The sequence below is a fragment of the Streptomyces sp. NPDC051214 genome (assembly GCF_040682375.1).
Lineage (GTDB): Bacteria > Actinomycetota > Actinomycetes > Streptomycetales > Streptomycetaceae > Streptomyces.
Genome location: NZ_JBFBAT010000017.1, coordinates 61,331 through 79,706 on the forward strand (window position 1 = coordinate 61,331; position 18,376 = coordinate 79,706).

General features: G+C 69.8%; 14 protein-coding genes. 7 read left to right on the forward strand and 7 right to left on the reverse strand.

Annotated features, from left to right (window positions below):
• Position 1 precedes the first annotated feature (1 nt).
• The 3 genes from AB0M70_RS35400 to AB0M70_RS35410 are packed head-to-tail and all read right to left on the reverse strand — an operon-like array spanning position 2 to position 2,797.
• Positions 2 to 913: an ABC transporter ATP-binding protein gene (locus tag AB0M70_RS35400; protein WP_363210273.1), complete on the reverse strand. Its 912-nt coding sequence runs from the start codon at positions 911 to 913 to the stop codon at positions 2 to 4.
• On the reverse strand, positions 910 to 1,815 hold the full coding sequence (locus tag AB0M70_RS35405; RefSeq protein WP_365826760.1) for an ABC transporter permease: 906 nt from the start codon (positions 1,813 to 1,815) through the stop codon (positions 910 to 912). The genes AB0M70_RS35400 and AB0M70_RS35405 overlap by 4 nt, the downstream gene beginning before the upstream one ends.
• Positions 1,805 to 2,797 (reverse strand): ABC transporter ATP-binding protein, encoded by a 993-nt coding sequence (locus AB0M70_RS35410; protein WP_365826972.1) that lies wholly within the window; start codon positions 2,795 to 2,797, stop codon positions 1,805 to 1,807. The genes AB0M70_RS35405 and AB0M70_RS35410 overlap by 11 nt, the downstream gene beginning before the upstream one ends.
• Before the next feature lie 253 nt (positions 2,798 to 3,050).
• On the opposite strand from AB0M70_RS35410, the gene AB0M70_RS35415 reads away from it, so the two are divergent.
• The 7 genes from AB0M70_RS35415 to AB0M70_RS35445 all read left to right on the forward strand — a co-directional run bounded on the left by AB0M70_RS35415 (position 3,051) and on the right by AB0M70_RS35445 (position 10,291).
• Complete coding sequence (locus tag AB0M70_RS35415; RefSeq protein ID WP_365826762.1) at positions 3,051 to 3,902, forward strand: M24 family metallopeptidase; 852 nt, start codon at positions 3,051 to 3,053, stop codon at positions 3,900 to 3,902.
• Positions 3,899 to 5,680, forward strand: a complete 1,782-nt coding sequence (locus AB0M70_RS35420; RefSeq protein WP_365826764.1) for an SDR family oxidoreductase — start codon at positions 3,899 to 3,901, stop codon at positions 5,678 to 5,680. The genes AB0M70_RS35415 and AB0M70_RS35420 overlap by 4 nt, the downstream gene beginning before the upstream one ends.
• Positions 5,677 to 6,609: a metal-dependent hydrolase gene (locus tag AB0M70_RS35425; RefSeq protein ID WP_365826766.1), complete on the forward strand. Its 933-nt coding sequence runs from the start codon at positions 5,677 to 5,679 to the stop codon at positions 6,607 to 6,609. The genes AB0M70_RS35420 and AB0M70_RS35425 overlap by 4 nt, the downstream gene beginning before the upstream one ends.
• A 59-nt stretch (positions 6,610 to 6,668) precedes the next feature.
• Positions 6,669 to 7,619 carry a MerR family transcriptional regulator gene (locus AB0M70_RS35430; protein ID WP_365826974.1) on the forward strand — a complete coding sequence of 317 codons (951 nt, stop codon included), beginning with the start codon at positions 6,669 to 6,671 and terminating at the stop codon, positions 7,617 to 7,619.
• 150 nt (positions 7,620 to 7,769) lie between these two features.
• Positions 7,770 to 8,348 carry an RNA 2'-phosphotransferase gene (locus AB0M70_RS35435; protein ID WP_365826768.1) on the forward strand — a complete coding sequence of 193 codons (579 nt, stop codon included), beginning with the start codon at positions 7,770 to 7,772 and terminating at the stop codon, positions 8,346 to 8,348.
• 70 nt (positions 8,349 to 8,418) lie between these two features.
• Positions 8,419 to 9,342 (forward strand): LLM class flavin-dependent oxidoreductase, encoded by a 924-nt coding sequence (locus AB0M70_RS35440; protein ID WP_365826770.1) that lies wholly within the window; start codon positions 8,419 to 8,421, stop codon positions 9,340 to 9,342.
• A 61-nt stretch (positions 9,343 to 9,403) separates the two neighbouring features.
• The gene (locus AB0M70_RS35445; RefSeq protein ID WP_365826772.1) at positions 9,404 to 10,291 is read left to right on the forward strand and encodes a Cof-type HAD-IIB family hydrolase; all 888 of its coding nucleotides are present in this window, start codon (positions 9,404 to 9,406) and stop codon (positions 10,289 to 10,291) included.
• A gap of 84 nt (positions 10,292 to 10,375) precedes the next feature.
• On the opposite strand, the gene AB0M70_RS35450 is transcribed toward AB0M70_RS35445, so the two are convergent.
• From AB0M70_RS35450 to AB0M70_RS35465, 4 genes are all read right to left on the reverse strand, one after another.
• Positions 10,376 to 12,112, reverse strand: coding sequence for a GAF domain-containing protein (locus AB0M70_RS35450; RefSeq protein ID WP_365826774.1), 1,737 nt, complete (start codon positions 12,110 to 12,112; stop codon positions 10,376 to 10,378).
• Between the two features lie 70 nt (positions 12,113 to 12,182).
• Positions 12,183 to 15,692: a thiol reductant ABC exporter subunit CydD gene (cydD, locus tag AB0M70_RS35455; protein WP_365826776.1), complete on the reverse strand. Its 3,510-nt coding sequence runs from the start codon at positions 15,690 to 15,692 to the stop codon at positions 12,183 to 12,185.
• 85 nt (positions 15,693 to 15,777) lie between these two features.
• A complete protein-coding gene (gene cydB, locus AB0M70_RS35460; protein ID WP_365826778.1) occupies positions 15,778 to 16,782 on the reverse strand; it encodes a cytochrome d ubiquinol oxidase subunit II in 1,005 nt (334 codons plus the stop codon).
• Between the two features lie 14 nt (positions 16,783 to 16,796).
• Positions 16,797 to 18,335: a cytochrome ubiquinol oxidase subunit I gene (locus tag AB0M70_RS35465; RefSeq protein WP_365826780.1), complete on the reverse strand. Its 1,539-nt coding sequence runs from the start codon at positions 18,333 to 18,335 to the stop codon at positions 16,797 to 16,799.
• Positions 18,336 to 18,376 lie beyond the last annotated feature (41 nt).

Here is an 18,376-nt window from a genome sequence, read left to right on the forward strand (position 1 = left end):
TTCAGGCCGCGACGAGATAGGAGAAGACCGACTCGAGGGACTCGTCCGAGGGCGAGACCGTGAGAAGCCGGATGTCGTGATCGCGGGCGATGCGTGGCAACAGGGCGGTGAAACGCCCGAAGTCGATGGCCTGGATGCGCAGGGCGCCTTCCTTGAGGTCGACTTCGATTCCCGCCGTCGACGGGTCCGCGATCAGGGCGGCGGCCAGGGCGCGGTCGTCGCTCGAACGCACGAGGTAGCGGTGGGGGCGGTCGGTCATCAGGCGCCGGATCTTGCGGAAGTCGCCGCTCGCCGCGTGCCGGCCGGCCACGATCACCTCGATGTGCGAGGCCAGTTGCTCGACCTCCTCGAGGATGTGCGAGGAGAACAGGACCGTGCGGCCCTCGTCCCCCATGCGCCGCAGCAGGTCCATCAGCTGCATGCGCTGGCGGGGGTCCATGCCGTTGAACGGTTCGTCGAGCAGGAGCACGGAGGGTTCGTGGACGAGGGCGGACGCCATCTTCACGCGCTGGCGCATGCCCTTGCTGTACGTCGAGATCTTGCGGTCCTGCGCGTACTCCATCTCGACCGTGGCGAGGGCCTTGTGCGCGGCCCGCTTGTCCAGACCGTGCAACTCGGCGTTGGCGACGACGAATTCGCGCCCGGTGAGGAAGTCGTACATCCCCTCGCGCTCGGGGACGATGCCGATGTCCTTGTAGATCTGTTCGTTGCGCCAGATCGGCTTGGCGTCGAGGGTGACGCTGCCGGTGGAGGGGGCGAGGAATCCTCCCATCATGTTGATGAGGGTGGACTTCCCCGCGCCGTTCGGACCGAGGAGGCCGGTGACCCCCGGGCCGACGTTCATCGTGATGTCGTTGACCGCCACCACGTTGCCGAACCAGCGGCTGGTGTGGTCGATGTTGATCGTGCTCACAGCCCGACCTTTCGGTAGCGGCGCAGCAGTGCGCCGTAGCAGCCCGCGATGAGGGCGAGGACGACGATCACGTAGACCGCGCCCGTGCCGGACGAGGGGCCTTCCCCTCCGGGGAAGGCGGAGGTCGCGCCGAGGAAGGCGGACTGTACGCCGTCGATCAGGGTGATCGGCGAGAAGAGGCCGAGCCAGGCGAGGGCGTCGGTGCTGCCCTGTTCGTGGGCGATGGCCTGGACCGTGGACACCGCTCCGTAGCTGATGGTCAGTACGGCGATGACGGCGGCGATCCCGAAGCCGCGGCGGGGTGTGACGGCCGAGACGACGAGGGCGATGCCGGAGAAGAGGAGCGAGAGGAGTGCCACGGAGACGAGGCCCTGGCCGAAGCCCTTGGTCTGGTCGGCGAAGTCGAGCTTGGCCAGCAGCGCCCCCACGTAGAGGACGAGCAGCGGTGCAGCCGTGAGGATGAAGAGGGCCGAGGCCATCGCCGCGAACTTGGCGCGTACGTAGTCGCTGTGCTCGATGGGGCGGGAGAAGTAGAGGGGGACGGTCTTGAAGCGCAGGTCGCGGGAGACCGTCTGGGGGGCCTGGGCGGCGAGGTAGAGACTGATGACGGCCTGCAGCAGGATCGCGTATCGGGTGTACTCGACGGGGAGTTCGTTCGCCTTGGTGGTCACGGCGACCGCCACCATGATCGCGGCGGGGACGCACATCACCGCGAAGAGGATCATGGGGAGAACCTTGGACTTGGCCGAGCGGCCGAGTCCGTACGCCCCGCGCAGGCTCTGTGAGAAGAGCGAGCGGCGGGCGTAGGCGCGGCCCAGGCGCGGGCCGTCGTAGTTGCGATAGCCGATGTTGTGGATCTGGGTCTGTTCACCGGCGTGTGCCGGGGGCTGCTCAACCGCCATGGCGGACCGCCTCCTTCCGCGCATCCGTCTGCTCGGGTTGCTCGGGTTGCTCGTTTTGTTCGGACTGGAAGACCTCGGCGATGTGGTGCCTGCGCTGTTCCATCCGGACCAGACCGAGGCCCAGGTCCGCCACGAGGTCGCGGACCAGGTCGTACGTCTCGTCGCCGGTCGCTTCGAGCAGCACGGTGTGCCCGGCGCCGGGCAGGCCGCTTCCCTCGTGGGTGGCCACGCCCCGGCCCTGCAGCGCGTCGCGGAACACCTTGGTGCCGTCGGGGTGTTCGTCGGTGTCCGTCACCTCGACCGCCAGCGTCGTGGTGGTCTGGGTGAAGTCGGTGGTGGAGCTGGACCGCAGGAGCTTGCCGCCGTCGATGACGACGACGTGGTCGCAGGTGCGTTCCAGCTCGCCGAGCAGGTGCGAGGTGACCAGGACGGAGATGCCGAAGTCCGTGTGGACGCGGCGGATGAGGTCGAGCATCTCGTCGCGGCCCACGGGGTCGAGGCCGTTGGTCGGTTCGTCGAGGAAGACCAGGTCGGGGTCGTGGACGAGGGCCTGCGCGAGCTTCACGCGCTGTTTCATGCCCGTCGAATAACCCCCGATGGGGCGGTAGCGCTCCTCGTACAGCCCGACGTGCCGCAGCGTGTCCGCGGTGCGCTCGCGGGCCGCCGTGGGAGGCAGCCCGGACATGCGCGCCATGTGGACGACGAACTCGGTGGCCGAGACGTCCGGCGGCAGGCAGTCGTGCTCGGGCATATAGCCGACACGCTCACGGATCTGGCCGCCACTGGTGGCGACGTCGAGGCCGAGCACGGCGGCGGTGCCCTCCGTGGCGGGGGACAGACCCAGGAGGATCTTGATCAGAGTGGACTTGCCGGCTCCGTTGGCTCCGACGAGTCCGGTCACACCGGGCCCGATATCCATGGAGAGCCGGTCAAGCGCGGTCACCCTCGGGAACCGCTTGCTCAGGCTTTCGGTCGCGATCACAGTCACGATTCGAAGGTAGTGGCGCAGGCCACATCAGGCGTCAGACCAGGGTCTTGTCCTCGCCTCACTCTCCGGTATTACGGGCCCGTAAGGGTCCTCCTGAGGTCGACCCCTCGGGGACAACCCGCAGCCGGCCCTGGAGTCGGGGCCGGCTCGTGCACAGCTATTGACGTAGCCGCCGAGCATTGTCACATTCATCAGTGTCAAGTTACGGACGCGTACTGCGATGGACCGGACACGGACGGACGGTGGCATGACCTCAGCAGTGGCAGGTGAACTCTCCGCGGAGCTGCGGGGGTTCAGGGAAGTTCAGACCCTCGCGTATGAATGCGCGGAGGCGGTCGCGGCGCAGCTCCGGCCAGGGGTGACCGAGCGCGAGGCGGCTCGGATGCAGCGTGACTGGCTGCGTGAGCGGGGTGTGCGGGACTGGTTCCACCTGCCCTTCGCCTGGTTCGGGGACCGCACGGCGTTCGTGAACTTCCGCATACCGCTGCAGTTCTTCCCCACCAACCGCCGGCTCGAGCCGGGGATGCCCTTAATCCTCGACATGGCTCCGGTCTACAAGGGCTACACGGCGGACATCGGCTACTCGGGCTGCCTCGGTCTCAACCCCGTGCACGACAAGCTGCTCGCCGACCTGGAGGCACACCGCGAGCTGCTCCTGCGCGAGGTGCGTGAGCGCCGCCCACTGCGCGAGATCTATGAGGACGTGGACCGGCTCATGGTGCGCCAGGGCTATGCCAACCGTCATCGCGCGTATCCCTTCGGCGTCATCGCGCACAAGGTCGACCGGGTCAAGGAGCGCCGGCTGTCGCCGAACGTCTTCGGCTTCGGCACGCAGTCCCTGAAGGGCCTCGCGAGCGATGCGATCCACGGCCACCGCGACGGCTGGTCGCCGCTCTGGTCGCCGTACAAATTCTCCGACCACCCGCCCCAGAAGGGGCTCTGGGCGGTCGAACCGCACCTCGGATTCAGGGGTACGGGCGCGAAGTTCGAGGAGATCCTGGTCGTCACCGACTCCAGGGATCCCGAGCAGAGCGCGTTCTGGCTGGACGACGATCTGCCGCATGTGCGGCGCTGGGCTGAAGAGAGGGCCGCCGCATGACCACGGGAGGAATCACCAAGGGGATCAAGGGCGCCCGCGAGCGCTGGGTGCACACGGGCGGGGTGGAACTGTGCGTCGCCGAGCTCGGCGACGCGACTCAGCCCACGGTGCTGCTCGTGCACGGCTACCCGGACTCCAAGGAGGTCTGGTCGGAGGTGGCCGAGCGCCTCGCCGACCGCTTCCATGTCGTGCTGTACGACGTGCGTGGCCACGGCAGGTCGACGGCTCCGCAGCCGTTGCGCGGCGGCTTCACGCTGGAGAAGCTGACCGACGACTTCATGGCCGTCGCCGACGCGGTGAGCCCGGACAAACCGGTGCATCTGGTCGGTCACGACTGGGGTTCGGTGCAGGCCTGGGAGTTCGTCACGGTCAAGCGCACCGAGGGGCGCATCGCGTCCTTCACCTCGATGTCGGGGCCCTCACTCGACCACTTCGGGCACTGGATCAAGAAGCGGATGACCCGGCCCACGCCCCGCAAGGTCGGCCAGCTCCTCGGCCAGGGCGCCAAGTCCTGGTACGTGTACATGCTGCACACCCCGGTGCTCCCCGAGCTCGCGTGGCGCGGACCGCTCGGCAAGCAGTGGCCGAAGATCCTCCAGCGCATGGAGAAGGTGCCCGCGGGCGACTACCCGACGTCGTCGCTGCCGTCGGACGCCGCGCACGGAGCGTGGCTCTACCGCGACAACGTCCGCGCCCGGATGCGCAGGCCCCGCGCCGATGCGTACGCGCACGCCCCCGTCCAGCTCATCACGCCCTCCGGCGACATCTTCCTGTCGGAGCGGCTCTACGACGAGCTGGAGCTGTGGGCCCCGGAGCTGGTGCGCCGCAGCATCCCGGCCAAGCACTGGGTGCCCCGCACGCGCCCCGACCAACTGGCCGCGTGGATCACCGACTTCGTGACGTCGAACGAGGACGGCGTGCCCGCGAACGACAGCGTGGCCACGGGCAAGCACGCCGATCGTTTCGGCGGCCAGCTGGTCCTGGTCACCGGGGCGGGCAGCGGCATCGGGCGTGCCACCGCGTTCGCGTTCGCCGAGGCGGGCGCACGCGTCGTGGCCGTCGACCGGGACGCGGAGAGCGCCGCCCGCACGGCGGAGATGTCGCGCCTGATCGGCGCCCCCCAGGCCTGGGGTGAGACGGTCGACGTCACCGACGAGCAGGCCATGGAGAAGCTCGCCGAGAAGGTCGCCAGGGAGTACGGCATCGTCGACGTCCTGGTGAACAACGCGGGCATCGGGCTCTCCGGCTCGTTCCTCGACACGAGCGCCGAGGACTGGAAGAAGGTCCTCGACGTCAATCTGTGGGGCGTGATCCACGGCTGCCGGCTCTTCGGCAAGCAGATGGCCGAGCGCGGCCAGGGCGGCCACATCGTCAACACGGCGTCCGCGGCGGCGTATCAGCCGTCCAAGGCCCTGCCCGCCTACAGCACCTCCAAGGCCGCCGTCCTGATGCTCAGCGAGTGCCTGCGCGCGGAGCTCGCGGGCCAGGGCATCGGGGTCTCCGCGATATGCCCGGGCTTCGTGAACACGAACATCACGGCGACCACGCACTTCGCCGGCGTCGACGCCGAGGAGGAGAAGCGCCGCCAGAAGAAGACCTCGCGCCTGTACGGCCTGCGGAACTACCCGCCGGAGAAGGTCGCGGACGCGATCCTGCGCGCGGTCGTCAAGAACCAGGCCGTGGTCCCGGTCACCCCGGAGGCCCGTGGCGCCCACCTCATGTCCCGCTTCACGCCCAAGGCCCTGCGCGCGATAGCCCGATTGGAGCCGCCGCTGTGAGCACGGAGAAAAGCACCGGCACGAACACCGAGGAGCACTACACGATCGTTCCGCGCCGGGTCTCGTTCGACTGGGAGCGGACCCCGCTGCACTGGATACCGGACGAGCCCACCGCCACCCACGTGATCAACGTGCTGCATCTGCTTCTCCCCGCGGGGGAGCGGTGGTTCGTGAAGGTCTTCAAGGAAGGCCTGCCCCTGGTCACCGATCCGGTGCTGCTGAAGGACGTCAAGGGCTTCATGGGTCAGGAGGCCACGCACAGCGTGCAGCACGCGCATGTGCTCGACCACCTTGCGGCGCAGCGCCTCGACACCGCCGCGTTCACCAAGTACGTCGACTTCCTCTTCGAGAAACTGCTCGGCGAGACGCCGCCGTTGGGTGCTCCGATACCGACGCAGGAGTGGCTGCGGTTCCGCCTCGCGGTGGTCGCGGCGATCGAGCAGTTCACGGCGGTCCTGGGGAACTGGGTGCTGCACGCCGAGGGTCTGGACCGTGCGGACGCCGACGCGGTCATGCTCGACCTGCTGCGCTGGCACGGCGCGGAGGAGGTCGAGCACCGCTCGGTCGCCTTCGACATGTACCAGCACTGCGCCGGCGCGGGCCTGCCCCGCTATGCCCGTCGCATCGCGGGCATGACGGTCACGGCGCCCGTGATGCTGTACCTGTGGGTCTGGGGCACCGCCTATCTGATGCGCCGGGACCCCCAGCTCGCGGGGCTCCTTCGCTACTCCCTGGCGGAGCACAACAGGGCTGTCAGGAAGGGGCTGCTGCCCAGTTGGCGGGAGCTCGGCGCGGCCATACCCCGCTACCTGCGGCGGTCGTACCATCCCTCGCAGGAAGGCTCGTTGCGCAAGGCCGTCGACTATCTGACGGAGTCACCCGCGGCGCGGGCCGCGGCCGCTGCGGTCGGCCGAGCGGCCATCGCCTAGCACGAGGGTTTACGGAGGCGGGGAGCGTGGACGAGCAGTCGGACACCGGGCAGGGACTCGTGGATCACGGCACCGCGCACAGGCCGGCGGAGTACCGCATCGAGGACCTGGCGCACCACAGCGGCGCCACGGTCCGCACCATCCGCGCCTACCAGGACCGCGGCCTGCTCCCCCGGCCCGAGCGGCGCGGCCGGGCCAACGTGTACGGCGACACGCATCTGGCCCGGTTGAGACAGATCGCCGACCTGCTCGACAGGGGCTACACCCTGGCCTCCATCAAAGAGCTGCTCGAAGCCTGGGACGCGGGACGGGGGCTCGGTGGCGTCCTGGGCCTCGTGGCCGAGGTCGGCGGCCCGTGGACGGACGAGAAGGCCGACCGGATGACCCGGGCGGAGCTGGACGCCGCGTTCGGCGGGGAGCCGGACGAGGCCGCGGTGGCCGACGCGATCGCCCTCGGCGTGCTTGAGCCCGTACCGGGACGGGACGACGAATTCCTGGTGCCAAGCCCTCAAGAGCTGGCGGTGGCGGTGGAGTTGCACGCGGCCGGGGTTCCGCTGTCCGCGATCTCGGGCCATTTGCGGGAGTTGAGGGGGCAGGTCGAGCACATAGCCGCCCGTTTCCTGGAGTTCACCACCGAGCACGTATTCGCGCGCTATCTCGGTCAGCATCCGCCGAGCGAGGCGGACGCGGCGGAGGCAGCCGCTCTCGTCCGGCGCCTGAGGCCGCTGGCCCAGCAATCGGTCGACGCCGAACTGGCGCGTGCCATGCGCCTGTTCGCCACACGCCATCTGCAGCACCACCTCGCCGCGGGGCACCCGACCGAACGTACGAATGAGCCGCTCCCGGTGGCCTTGCCCGCGGCAACAATGCAGGCCGTGGAGGCGTTGGTTGGGCGGGAGAACGCCGCGGCCTTCGTCACAGCGGCAGCTGAACGTGAGGTGCAGGCCAGGACATTGGACGCGCTTGCGGCAAGTCAGAGCAATGAGCGCATTGTTGATCAAAGCGCCTAAACAGCAAGCGTGTTGTCCACAGAATCGCCAATTCCCCTGTGGATAACTGGACTTGGTTGTGGATCAAACCTGTGGACGAAAAGTGGCGGATGAAAAGTCGGTGGACGAAAATCAAGAGCGGGGAAAACGGTTCGGAGCGAGGCTGAACGGGTGAATGGAGAAGCCCCCTCCGCCGACGCGGCGGACGAGCGTCGCACCGTGAAGGTGTCGAAATACCTTTCCAAGCACCTGCGCCATCAGCCGGAGCGAATCGGCCTCACGCTCGACGAGAACGGCTGGGTGGAGATCGACGCCCTTGTCGCGGCGGCCGCGGCCCACGGTTTCCGCTTCACCCGCGCCGAGCTCGATCACGCGGTGGCCACGAACGACAAACAGCGCTTCGCCGTCGAGGGCGGCCGGATCCGCGCCAGCCAGGGCCACTCCGTCGACGTCGACCTGGATCTGCCTCCGGCCACCCCACCCGCGTACCTCTTCCACGGCACGGTGGCCCGCAACATCGACGCGATCCGCGCCGAGGGTCTGCGGCCCATGAACCGGCACGCCGTGCACCTGTCTCCCGACCGCGAGACCGCCACCCGCGTCGGAGCCCGCCGCGGACGGCCCGTCGTTCTCTCCGTCGACACGGGCGCGATGCACCGCGACGGGCACGTCTTCCAGGTCAGCGCCAACGGCGTCTGGCTCACCGCCGCCGTGCCCCCCGAATATCTCCGCTTCCCGGCCGGACACTGACCCGCCCAGACACTCGCCCGACCGGGGCGAGCTGCGAGGACGCGGTTTCCGGGGGCATACGCTCTGATACATGAGTTTGCGTCTGAGCACCGTGATCCTGCCCGTCCGCCGCTGGCACGAGGGGGGCAAGGAGCGCTGGCAGCGTGCGGAGGAGCTGGGGTTCCACACCGCGTACACCTATGACCACCTCTCCTGGCGGACCTTCCGCGACGGACCCTGGTTCGGCGCGGTGCCGACCCTGACCGCCGCCGCGGCCGCCACCGACAGGCTGCGCCTGGGCACCCTGGTCACGTCGCCGAACTTCCGACACCCGGTGACCCTCGCCAAGGACCTGATCACGCTGGACGACGTGTCCGACGGCCGGATCACCCTCGGCATCGGCGCGGGCGGCAACGGTTTCGACGCCACCGCGCTGCTCAAGGCGGGCGAGGAGCCCTGGACCCCGCGCGAACGAGCCGATCACTTCGGCGAGTTCCTGCCGCTGCTCGACCGCCTTCTCACCGAGGACGTCGTCTCGTACGAGGGCGAGTACTACTCCGCGTCCGAGGTCCGCAACATCCCGGGCTGCGTCCAGCGCCCCCGGCTGCCCTTCGCGGTCGCCGCCACCGGACCGCGCGGCCTGAAGCTCGCCGCGCGCCACGGGCAGGCGTGGGTGACCACCGGCGACCCCAAACTCTTCGAGAACGGCACCCCGGAGCAATCACTTCAAGCCATCCGCGGACAGGCCGACAAGCTCGCCGCGGCCTGCGACACGATCGGCCGGGACGTCGCCGAGCTCGACAAGATCCTCCTCACCGGGTTCACCCCGGACCGCCCCCTCGACTCCTTCGACGCCTTCGTCGACTTCGCCGGCAACCACGCTGAGCTGGGCTTCAACGAGATCGTGCTGCACTGGCCGCTGCCGGGAACGGATTTCGCGGCCGACGAGAAGACTTTCGAGCGGATCGCCACGGAGGCGCTCGTGCAGCTGGGAGGCAGCACAGCAGGGGCATAAAGGCACTCAGATGTGCGCCCCAGCGCACGCCCGTGCACGCAGGTGCGGGACAATCGATGGCGTGACCTCAGCTACCCCACGGCCCAAGACCCCGGCCGCATCCGCCCCCCATCGGCCCAAGGCCCGGCTGATCGCCACGGACCTGGACGGCACCCTCCTTCGTGACGACAAGTCCGTGTCCGACCGCACCGTCGCCGCACTCGCCGCCGCCGAGCGGGCCGGGATCGAGGTCTTCTTCGTGACCGGCCGCCCGGCACGCTGGATGGACGTCGTCAGCGCTCACGTGCACGGCCACGGCCTCGCCATCTGCGGCAACGGCGCAGCCGTGGTCGACCTGCACGACGGGTCGGGCGGCCATCGCTTCGTGAAGGTGCGGGAGCTGCGGCGCGAGGACGCGCTCGACGTCGTCCGCCTGCTGCGCGCGGCGGCCCCCGGCACGTCCTTCGCGGTCGAGCGGACCGGCGGACTGCACCACGAACCGACGTACCCGCCCCTGCACCTGGAGCCCGGCGAGAGCGTCGCCCCCGCGGAGAAGCTGCTCGCCGAGGACTCCGAGAACGCGACCCAGCCCATCCTGAAGGTGCTCGCCTTCCACCCCGAGATCGCGCCCGACGACTTCCTGGCCGTGGCCCGCGAGGCCGTGCGCGGCCAGGTCGAGATCACCCGTTCGAGCCCGAGCGCCCTGCTCGAGATCAGCGGTCCGGGAGTGTCCAAGGCCAGCACGCTGGAGCTGTGCTGCGCCGAGCGTGGCATCACGCCCGCGGAGGTCGTCGCCTTCGGGGACATGCCGAACGACATCGAGATGCTCTCCTGGGCGGGCACGTCGTTCGCGATGGGCAACGCGCACCCGGACGTGCTCGCCGCCGCATCGGGCCGCACGGTCGCCAACAACGAGGACGGCGTGGCGGTCGTCATCGAACAGATCCTGAGCGAACAGCAGGACCTGTAGCGAGACCGAGACGCACGAATGGGCCGGTCCCTGGGGCTCCATCAGACCAGGGACCCCCACGGGCCCCCACCCCTCCTGGCAGGGCTAGTAAGGCGCCTGCCACACCACAGCCGTGCCCCCGCCGTCCTCGCCGATGCCGGGCCCGTACCAACTGTCCCCGCCGAGCGACTCCGCGCGCCTCTTGAGGTTCTTCAGGCCGCTGCGCCGGCCGCCCTCCGCGATGCCGACCCCGTCGTCCGAGACCGTCAGGCGTACGCCCTGCTGTCCGTCGGGCAGGATCACCGTCGCGTCGACGACGACGTCGATGCGATCGGCCCGCGCGTGCCGGAACGCGTTGGACAGCGCCTCGCGCAGGGCCGCGATGAGGTTCTTCCCGGTGAGCTCGCCGACCACGGTGTCGACGGGGCCCACGAAGTGGTGCGTGGGCTTGAAGCCGAGCGGCACCGCGGCCATGTTGATCTCGCGCAGGACCCGCGTACGCAGCCCCGAAGGAGCCTCGGCCGGGCCCTGCTGCAAGGCGAAGATCGCCGTCCGGATCTCCTGGATCGTCACGTCAAGCTCGTCGACGGCCTTGCCCACACCCGTCTGCACCTCGGGCACGACGGACCTGCGCTGGGCGCTCTCCAGCATCATCCCGGTGGCGAACAGGCGCTGGATCACGAGGTCGTGCAGGTCCCGTGCGATCCGGTCGCGGTCCTCGTACACCGCGAGCCGTTCGCGGTCGCGCTGTGCCTCGGCCATCATCAGCGCGAGCGCGGCCTGCGAGGCGAACTGGGTGGCGAGGGTCCGCTCGGTCTCGCTGAACGGCCGGGCGCCACGCGCGCGTGGCGTGACGAGCGTCCCCATGACGCGGCCGTCGCTCTGGAGAGGCAGCATCATGACGGGTCCGTAGCCGCGGGCCAGGTCGGTCATGACGCGCGGGTCCGTGGCCGCGTCGTCGAGGAACACGGAGTCCCCTGCGAGCAGGTCGGTGATGATGCGGCTCTCCGGGGGGACGACCACGCCGAGCAGTCCGGAGGGTTCGTCCGAGGAGACGGCGACGATCTCCATGCCGCCCTCGTCGTCGGGCAGGAGCACGATCCCGGCGGCCGAGTCGGCGAGATGGCGGGCCTGTTCGGCCACGACGGCGAGCGCCTCCTCCGCGTCGCTGCCCGAGAGCAGGGCCGTGGTGACCGCCACGGAGCCGTCGATCCAGCGTTCGCGCTGCATGGCCGCTTCGTAGAGGCGTGCGTTGCCGATGGCGATGCCCGCCTCCGTCGCGAGGACGCGGACCATGTGCACGTCGTACTCGTTGAAGTCGGCGCCGCCCCGCTTCTCGGTCAGGTAGAGGTTGCCGAAGATCTCGCCCTGTACGCGGATGGGGACGCCGAGGAAGGTCCGCATGGGCGGGTGGTGTGCCGGGAAGCCGCACGAGCGCGGGTCGGCGGAGAGATCTGCGAGACGCAGGGTCTCCGGCTGGTGGATGAGGGCGCCGAGCAGCCCCTTGTGCCCGTCGGGCAGCCGTCCGATCCGCTCGGCGGCCTCCTCGCCGATTCCGACGGGGACGAAGTCGGAGAGCCCTTTGCCGTCTTCGGAGACGACGCCGATCGCCGCGTAGTGGGCGTCCGCGAGCTCGGCCGCCGTCTCGCAGATGCGGACGAGGGTGGTGTGCAGTTCGAGCCCGGCGCCGACGGAGCGCATCGCCTCCAAAAGCTGCGGCACGCGCGCGGTGAGCTCGGGGGAGAGCCCCTGCAGGCTGCGGGTCGCCTTCTTCGCGGCCTCTATGGCGTCCGATGAGCCGTCGGGTTGCGGAGAGTCGGCGGAGGCCGAGGGGGCTGACATGCCTTTGAGAGTAGTTAGTCCTATTTGGCGAGGAAAGTCGGGGCCTGGGCTCGGGGCCTGCCCCGAGCCCCTATCCGGCGGCCGTCATCAGCAGGTCGGCCGCCCGCTCCCGTTCCAGCATGCGCCGCAGCGGCCCGTCCACAAGGACGAGGTCCGCGTACGCACCACGCTGCACCACCTGACCCGCGTCCAGGACGATCACCTCGTCCACCGCGTCGAGCCCGGCGAGCCGGTGCGTGATGAGCAGCGTCGTACGGCCCTCGGTGGCGGCGAGGAGATCGTCGGTGAGGGCGTCGGCGGTCGGCAGATCGAGGTGTTCGGCCGGCTCGTCGAGGACGAGCACGGGGAAGTCCGCGAGCAGCGCGCGGGCCAGGGCGATGCGCTGGCGCTGGCCTCCGGAGAGACGCGCCCCGTGCTCGCCGACCAGGGTGTCGAGGCCCTCCGGGAGCGAGTCGGTCCACTCCCGCAGCCGGGCCCGCGCGAGGGCGCCGCGCAGCTCGTCGTCGGAGGCGCCCTTCCGCGCGATGAGCAGGTTCTCGCGTACGGAGCTGTCGAAGATGTGCGCGTCCTGCGCGCACAGCCCGACCAGTTCACGCACGGTGTCGCCGTCAAGGGTGGCCGCGTCCGTGCCGCCCAGGCTGTACGTCCCCTCGCTCGCCCCGAGGAAGCGCAGCAGCACCTGGGCGAGCGTCGTCTTGCCGGAACCCGAAGGACCGACCACCGCGATACGGCGCCCGCGCTCCAGGGTCAGGCCGACGCCCGCGAGCGCGTCCCGGTCCTGGCCCTCGTACCGGGCGTGCAGACCCTCCACGAGGAGCGGGAAGGGCGTCTGCGGGCGCTGTGCGGGCTCGGCGGGCTCGGGTACGGGTTCGGGGGCGTCGAGGACCTCGTAGACGCGCTCGGCGCTCTTCCTGACGCGCTGGCGGTACTGCACGGCGAGCGGCAGACCCAGGACGGCCTCGAAGGCGGCGAGCGGGGTGAGGACGACCACGGCGAGCGCGACGCCGCTGAGCCGCCCGTCGTACAGCGCCTGCACTCCGACGGCAGCGGCGGCGGTCACGGTGAGTCCGGTGGCGAGCGCGCCGAGGCCGTCGCCGAGCGCGGTGGCCGTGGCGGTCCGTGACGCGATCCGGGTCAGCTCGGCGTCGGCCTCCTTCGCCTTGGCCGTACGCCGGCCCAGGGCTCCCGCGACCGTCAACTCGGCGGTGCCGGTGAGCAGATCGGCCACGCGGGTGGCCAGCGCCCCGCGCGCGGGGGCGAGCTTGCGCTCCGCCCGGCGGGCGACGGCTCCGGAGAGCAGCGGTACGCCCACCCCGGCGAGGAGCAGACCGACGGCGAGGACCGCGCCGGCCTCGGGCAGCAGCCAGGCGGTGAAGCCGACCGCTCCGGCGCCGACCAGCGCGGCGGCCGACGCGGGCAGGAGCCAGCGCAGCCAGTAGTCCTGCAGGGCGTCCACGTCGGCGACCAGACGGGAGAGCAGGTCACCGCGGCGCGCCTTCCGCAGCCCGGCCGGGGCCAGGCGCTCGAGGCGCCGGTAGACGGCCACGCGGGTGTCGGCCAGCATGCGCAGGACGGCGTCGTGCGAGACGAGGCGCTCCGCGTAACGGAAGACGGCACGGCCCAGGCCGAAGGCGCGGGTAGCCGTCACGGCGATCATCAGGTACATCACCGGCGGCTGCTCCGAAGCCCGGCTGATCAGGTACCCGGAGGTGGCCATCAGCCCCACGGAGCTGCCGATCGCCAGGGCGCCGAGGAGCAGGGCGAGCGCGAGCTTGCCCTTGCGTGCCTGCGCGGCCCCTCGCACCCGGGCAAGGACGTCGCCCTTGGGCCGGGGGCTCTCGTACGCGTCCACCGGGGCGACCTGCGTCTCCGGGTGCCCCAAGGCCCGGTCGCCCGCCCCCGCGTCCACCGCTGCCCGCGAAAGCGACGCCCCGTCCAGCTCACGCTGCCGGGCGGCGCCCAGCCGTACGACCCGGTCCGCCACCGCCAGCAACGCAGGCCGGTGCACGACAAGCAGCACGGTCCGCCCCACGGCCAGCCGCCGCACCGCCTCGACGACCCCGGCCTCGGTCTCCCCGTCCAGGGCAGCCGTCGGCTCATCCAGCAGGACCACGGGACGGTCGGCCAGGAACGCCCGCGCCAAGGCGAGCCGCTGCCGCTGCCCGGCGGACAGACCCGCGCCGTCCTCCCCGAGCGGTGTCTCCACGCCACGCGGCAGCGCGGACACGAACTCCCAGGCCCCCGCCGACTCCAACGCGTCCCGCACGGAGGCATCGTCCGCGTCCGGCCGCGCGAGGCGTACGTTCTCCGCGATGGACCCGGCGTACAGGTGCGGACGCTGGGGCACCCAGGCGATCCGCTCCCGCCACCGCTCCGGCGCGACCTCGGCGAGGTCGACGCCCCCGACGCGCACCCGCCCCTCGGCGGGCTCGACGAACCCGAGGATCACGTCGAGCAGCGTCGACTTGCCCACCCCGCTGGGCCCGACCAGAGCCACGGTCTCACCGGGCTCCACGGCGAACGACACCCCGGAGACCGCGTCCGAGGACCGCCCCGGATACCGGACCGTCACGCCCTCCACGCTCAGCGTCCCCGACGGCGCGGCGGCTTCACCCGCGACCCGTACGGGAGCCTCCAGAACCTCGAAGATCTCCTCGGCGGCGGACAGCCCCTCCGCCGCCGCGTGGTACTGCGCACCGACCTGGCGCAGGGGCAGATAGGCCTCGGGCGCCAGGATCAGGATGACCAGACCCACGTACAGATCCATGTCGCCGTGGACGAGCCGCATCCCGATGGTCACCGCGACCAGCGCCACCGACAGGGTCGCGAGGAGTTCGAGCGCGAAGGACGACAGGAAGGCGATGCGCAGCGTACGCATCGTCGCCTGCCGGTACTCACCCGTGATCTGCCGGATCGACTCGGCCTGCGCCTTCGCGCGCCCGAACACCTTCAGGGTCGGCAGGCCCGCCACCACGTCCAGGAAGTGTCCCGACAGACGCGAGAGGAGCCGCCACTGACGGTCCATCCGGTTCTGCGTGGCCATGCCGATCAGGATCATGAAGACCGGGATCAGCGGCAGGGTCACGACGATGATGGCCGCCGACACCCAGTCCTCGGTGACGATCCGCGCGAGCACCGCCACCGGAATCACCACCGCGAGCCCCAACTGCGGCAAATAGCGCGAGAAGTAGTCGTCGAGCGCGTCCACGCCCCGCGTGGCCAGCGCCACCAGCGACCCCGTCCGCTGGCTGCTCAGCCAGCCGGGACCCAACTGCCCCGCCCGGTCCAGGAGCCGCCCCCGCAGTTCCGACTTCACCGCGGCGCTCGCCCGGTGAGCGGCGAGCTCGGTCAGCCAGGCGACGAACGCCCGTCCCACCGCGACGGCCACGAGCAGGACGACCGGCGTCCGCAGGTCACCGAGGGCGAGCCCCTTCTGGAAGGCCCCGACCACGATCTCGGCGATCAGCATCGCCTGGGCGACGACCAGGCCCGCCCCGGCGACGCCGAGGACCACCACCGCGGCCAGGAAGAACCGAGTGGCGCGGGCGTACCGGAGCAGACGCGGGTCGATTGGTTTCACGTGAAACACACCCTCCGAGGGACCGGAAGAAGACTGCCGAAGAACTCAGGGACCAAGCTGAACTCAGGGATCGGAGAACAAGCACTCAGTGCGCGGCATCCGCGATGTGCTGCGTACCGATCCGCTTGCGGAACACCCAGTAGGTCCACGACTGGTAGAGCAGCACGATCGGCGTCGCGATGCCCGCGCACCAGGTCATGATCTTCAGGGTGTAGGGGCTCGACGAGGCGTTGGTGACCGTGAGGTTCCACTCCTCGTTCAGCGACGACGGCATGACGTTCGGGAAGAGCGTCAGGAAGAGCATCGCGACGGCGGCCGCGATCGTGATGCCCGACAGCGCGAACGACCAGCCCTCGCGTCCCATCTTGATCGCCCCGATGGCGCCGACCATCGCGACCACGGCCACGACCATCGCGACCAGGCTCTTGCCGTCGCCGTTGTCCGCCTGCGTCCAGAGCAGGAATCCGAGCGCCAGGACAGCGGTCACCAGGCCGAGCCCGAGCGCCAGCTTCCGCGCCCGCATCCGGATGTCCCCCACCGTCTTGAGCGAGGCGAAGACCGCGCCGTGGAAGGTGAACAGCGTCAGGGTGACCAGGCCGCCCAGGATGCCGTACGGGTTCAGCAGGTCCCAGAAGTTGCCCACGTACTCCTTGTGGGCGTCGATCTTCACGCCGCGCGTGATGTTGGCGAAGGCCACACCCCACATCACCGCAGGGATCAGCGAGGTCCAGAAGATGGCCTGCTCCCAGTTGCGCTGCCACTTCTCCTCGGGCCGCTTGGCCCGGTACTCGAAGGCGACACCCCGCACGATCAGGCAGAGCAGGATGAGCAGGAGCGGCAGATAGAAGCCCGAGAAGAGCGTCGCGTACCACTCGGGGAAGGCGGCGAAGGTCGCGCCGCCCGCCGTGAGCAGCCACACCTCGTTGCCGTCCCAGACGGGGCCGATGGTGTTGATGAGGACCCGCTTCTCGGTCCGGTCACGGGCGAGAAGCTTGGTGAGGATGCCGATCCCGAAGTCGAAGCCCTCCAGGAAGAAGTAGCCGATCCACAGGACTGCGATCAGCACGAACCAGACGTCGTGAAGTTCCATGTCGATCAACTCCCTCAGTACGAGAAGGCCATGGGCCGGTCGGCGTCGGCATCGTCATCGGAACCCGATCCCGGGCCGGGGCCGCCGATCTTGGTGGGCGGGTTGAGGTCGGCCTCGGTGAGCTCGGGCGGACCCGCCTTGATGTACTTGAGCAGCAGCTTCACCTCGATCACCGCGAGGATCGCGTAGATCCCGGTGAAGACGACGAGCGAAGTGATCACCTCACCCTGCGAGACCCCCGGCGAGACCGCGTCCTGGGTCTTCAGGACGCCGTAGACCACCCAGGGCTGCCGCCCGGTCTCGGTGAAGATCCAGCCCCAGGCCGTGCCGATGAGGGGGAAGATCAGCGTCCACTGGGAGAGCCGCCACCACCAGGTGCCGAGCTTGGGCGCCAGCTCCCTGTTCTTGGTGAGCATCAGCTTCGGCACGTCGTCCGCGCCCGTACGGTGCTCCGGAGCGAGCCAGAACTTCTTCCGCGTGAGCCACAGACCGGCGGTGCACAGGGCCATCGAGACCCCGCCGAAGCCGATCATCCAGCGGTAGGACCAGTAGGCGGTGGGGATGTTGGGCCGGTAGTCGCCGGGACCGTACTTCTCCTGCGCCTCCCGGTTGAGGTCGTTGATGCCGGGGATCTCGGCGCTGAAGTTGTTCTTGGCGAGGAAGGACAGCACTCCGGGGACCTCGATGGCGACCTTGTTGTGGCCCTCGGAGACATCGCCGTACGCGAAGAGCGAGAAGGGCGCCGGCTTCTCCGACTCCCACAGCGCCTCGGCGGCCGACATCTTCATCGGCTGCTGCTCGTACATGACCTTGCCGAGGGTGTCGGCGCTGACCACGGTGAGCAGGGTGCCGACGAACGCGGTGACCAGACCGAGCCGCATCGACATCCGCATGGTGCGGATGTGCTGCTTCTTACGGAGGTGGAAGATCGCGATGCCGGTCATGAAGGCGCCGCCGACGAGGATGGCCGCCGAGATGACGTGGAAGAAGTTGACCAGCGCCGTCTCCTGGAAGAGCACCTTCGCGAAGTCGGTGAGCTCCGCGCGCTTGGTGCCGTCCCGCTCCACGACCTTGTAGCCGACCGGGTGCTGCATGAAGGCGTTGGCGGCGATGATGAAGTACGCCGACAGGATCGTTCCGATGGAGACGATCCAGATCGTGGCGCAGTGCAGCTTCTTCGGGAGCTTGTCCCAGCCGAAGATCCACAGGCCGATGAAGGTCGACTCGAAGAAGAACGCGATCAGGGCCTCGAAGGCGAGCGGCGCCCCGAAGACGTCACCGACGAAGCGCGAGTAGTCGGACCAGTTCATGCCGAACTGGAACTCCTGGACGATGCCGGTGACGACGCCCATCGCGATGTTGATCAGGAACAGCTTTCCCCAGAACTTCGTCGCCCTGAGGTAGTGCTCCTTGCCCGTGCGCACCCAGGCCGTCTCCAGGATCGCCGTGAGGGCGGCCAGAGAGATCGTCAGCGGGACGAACAGGAAGTGGTAGACGGTGGTGATGCCGAACTGCCATCGCGCCAGGGTCTCCGGCGCCAGAGCCAGGTCCACGTCGACTTCTCCTTACGGCCGTGCTCACCTCGGCGGTTTGC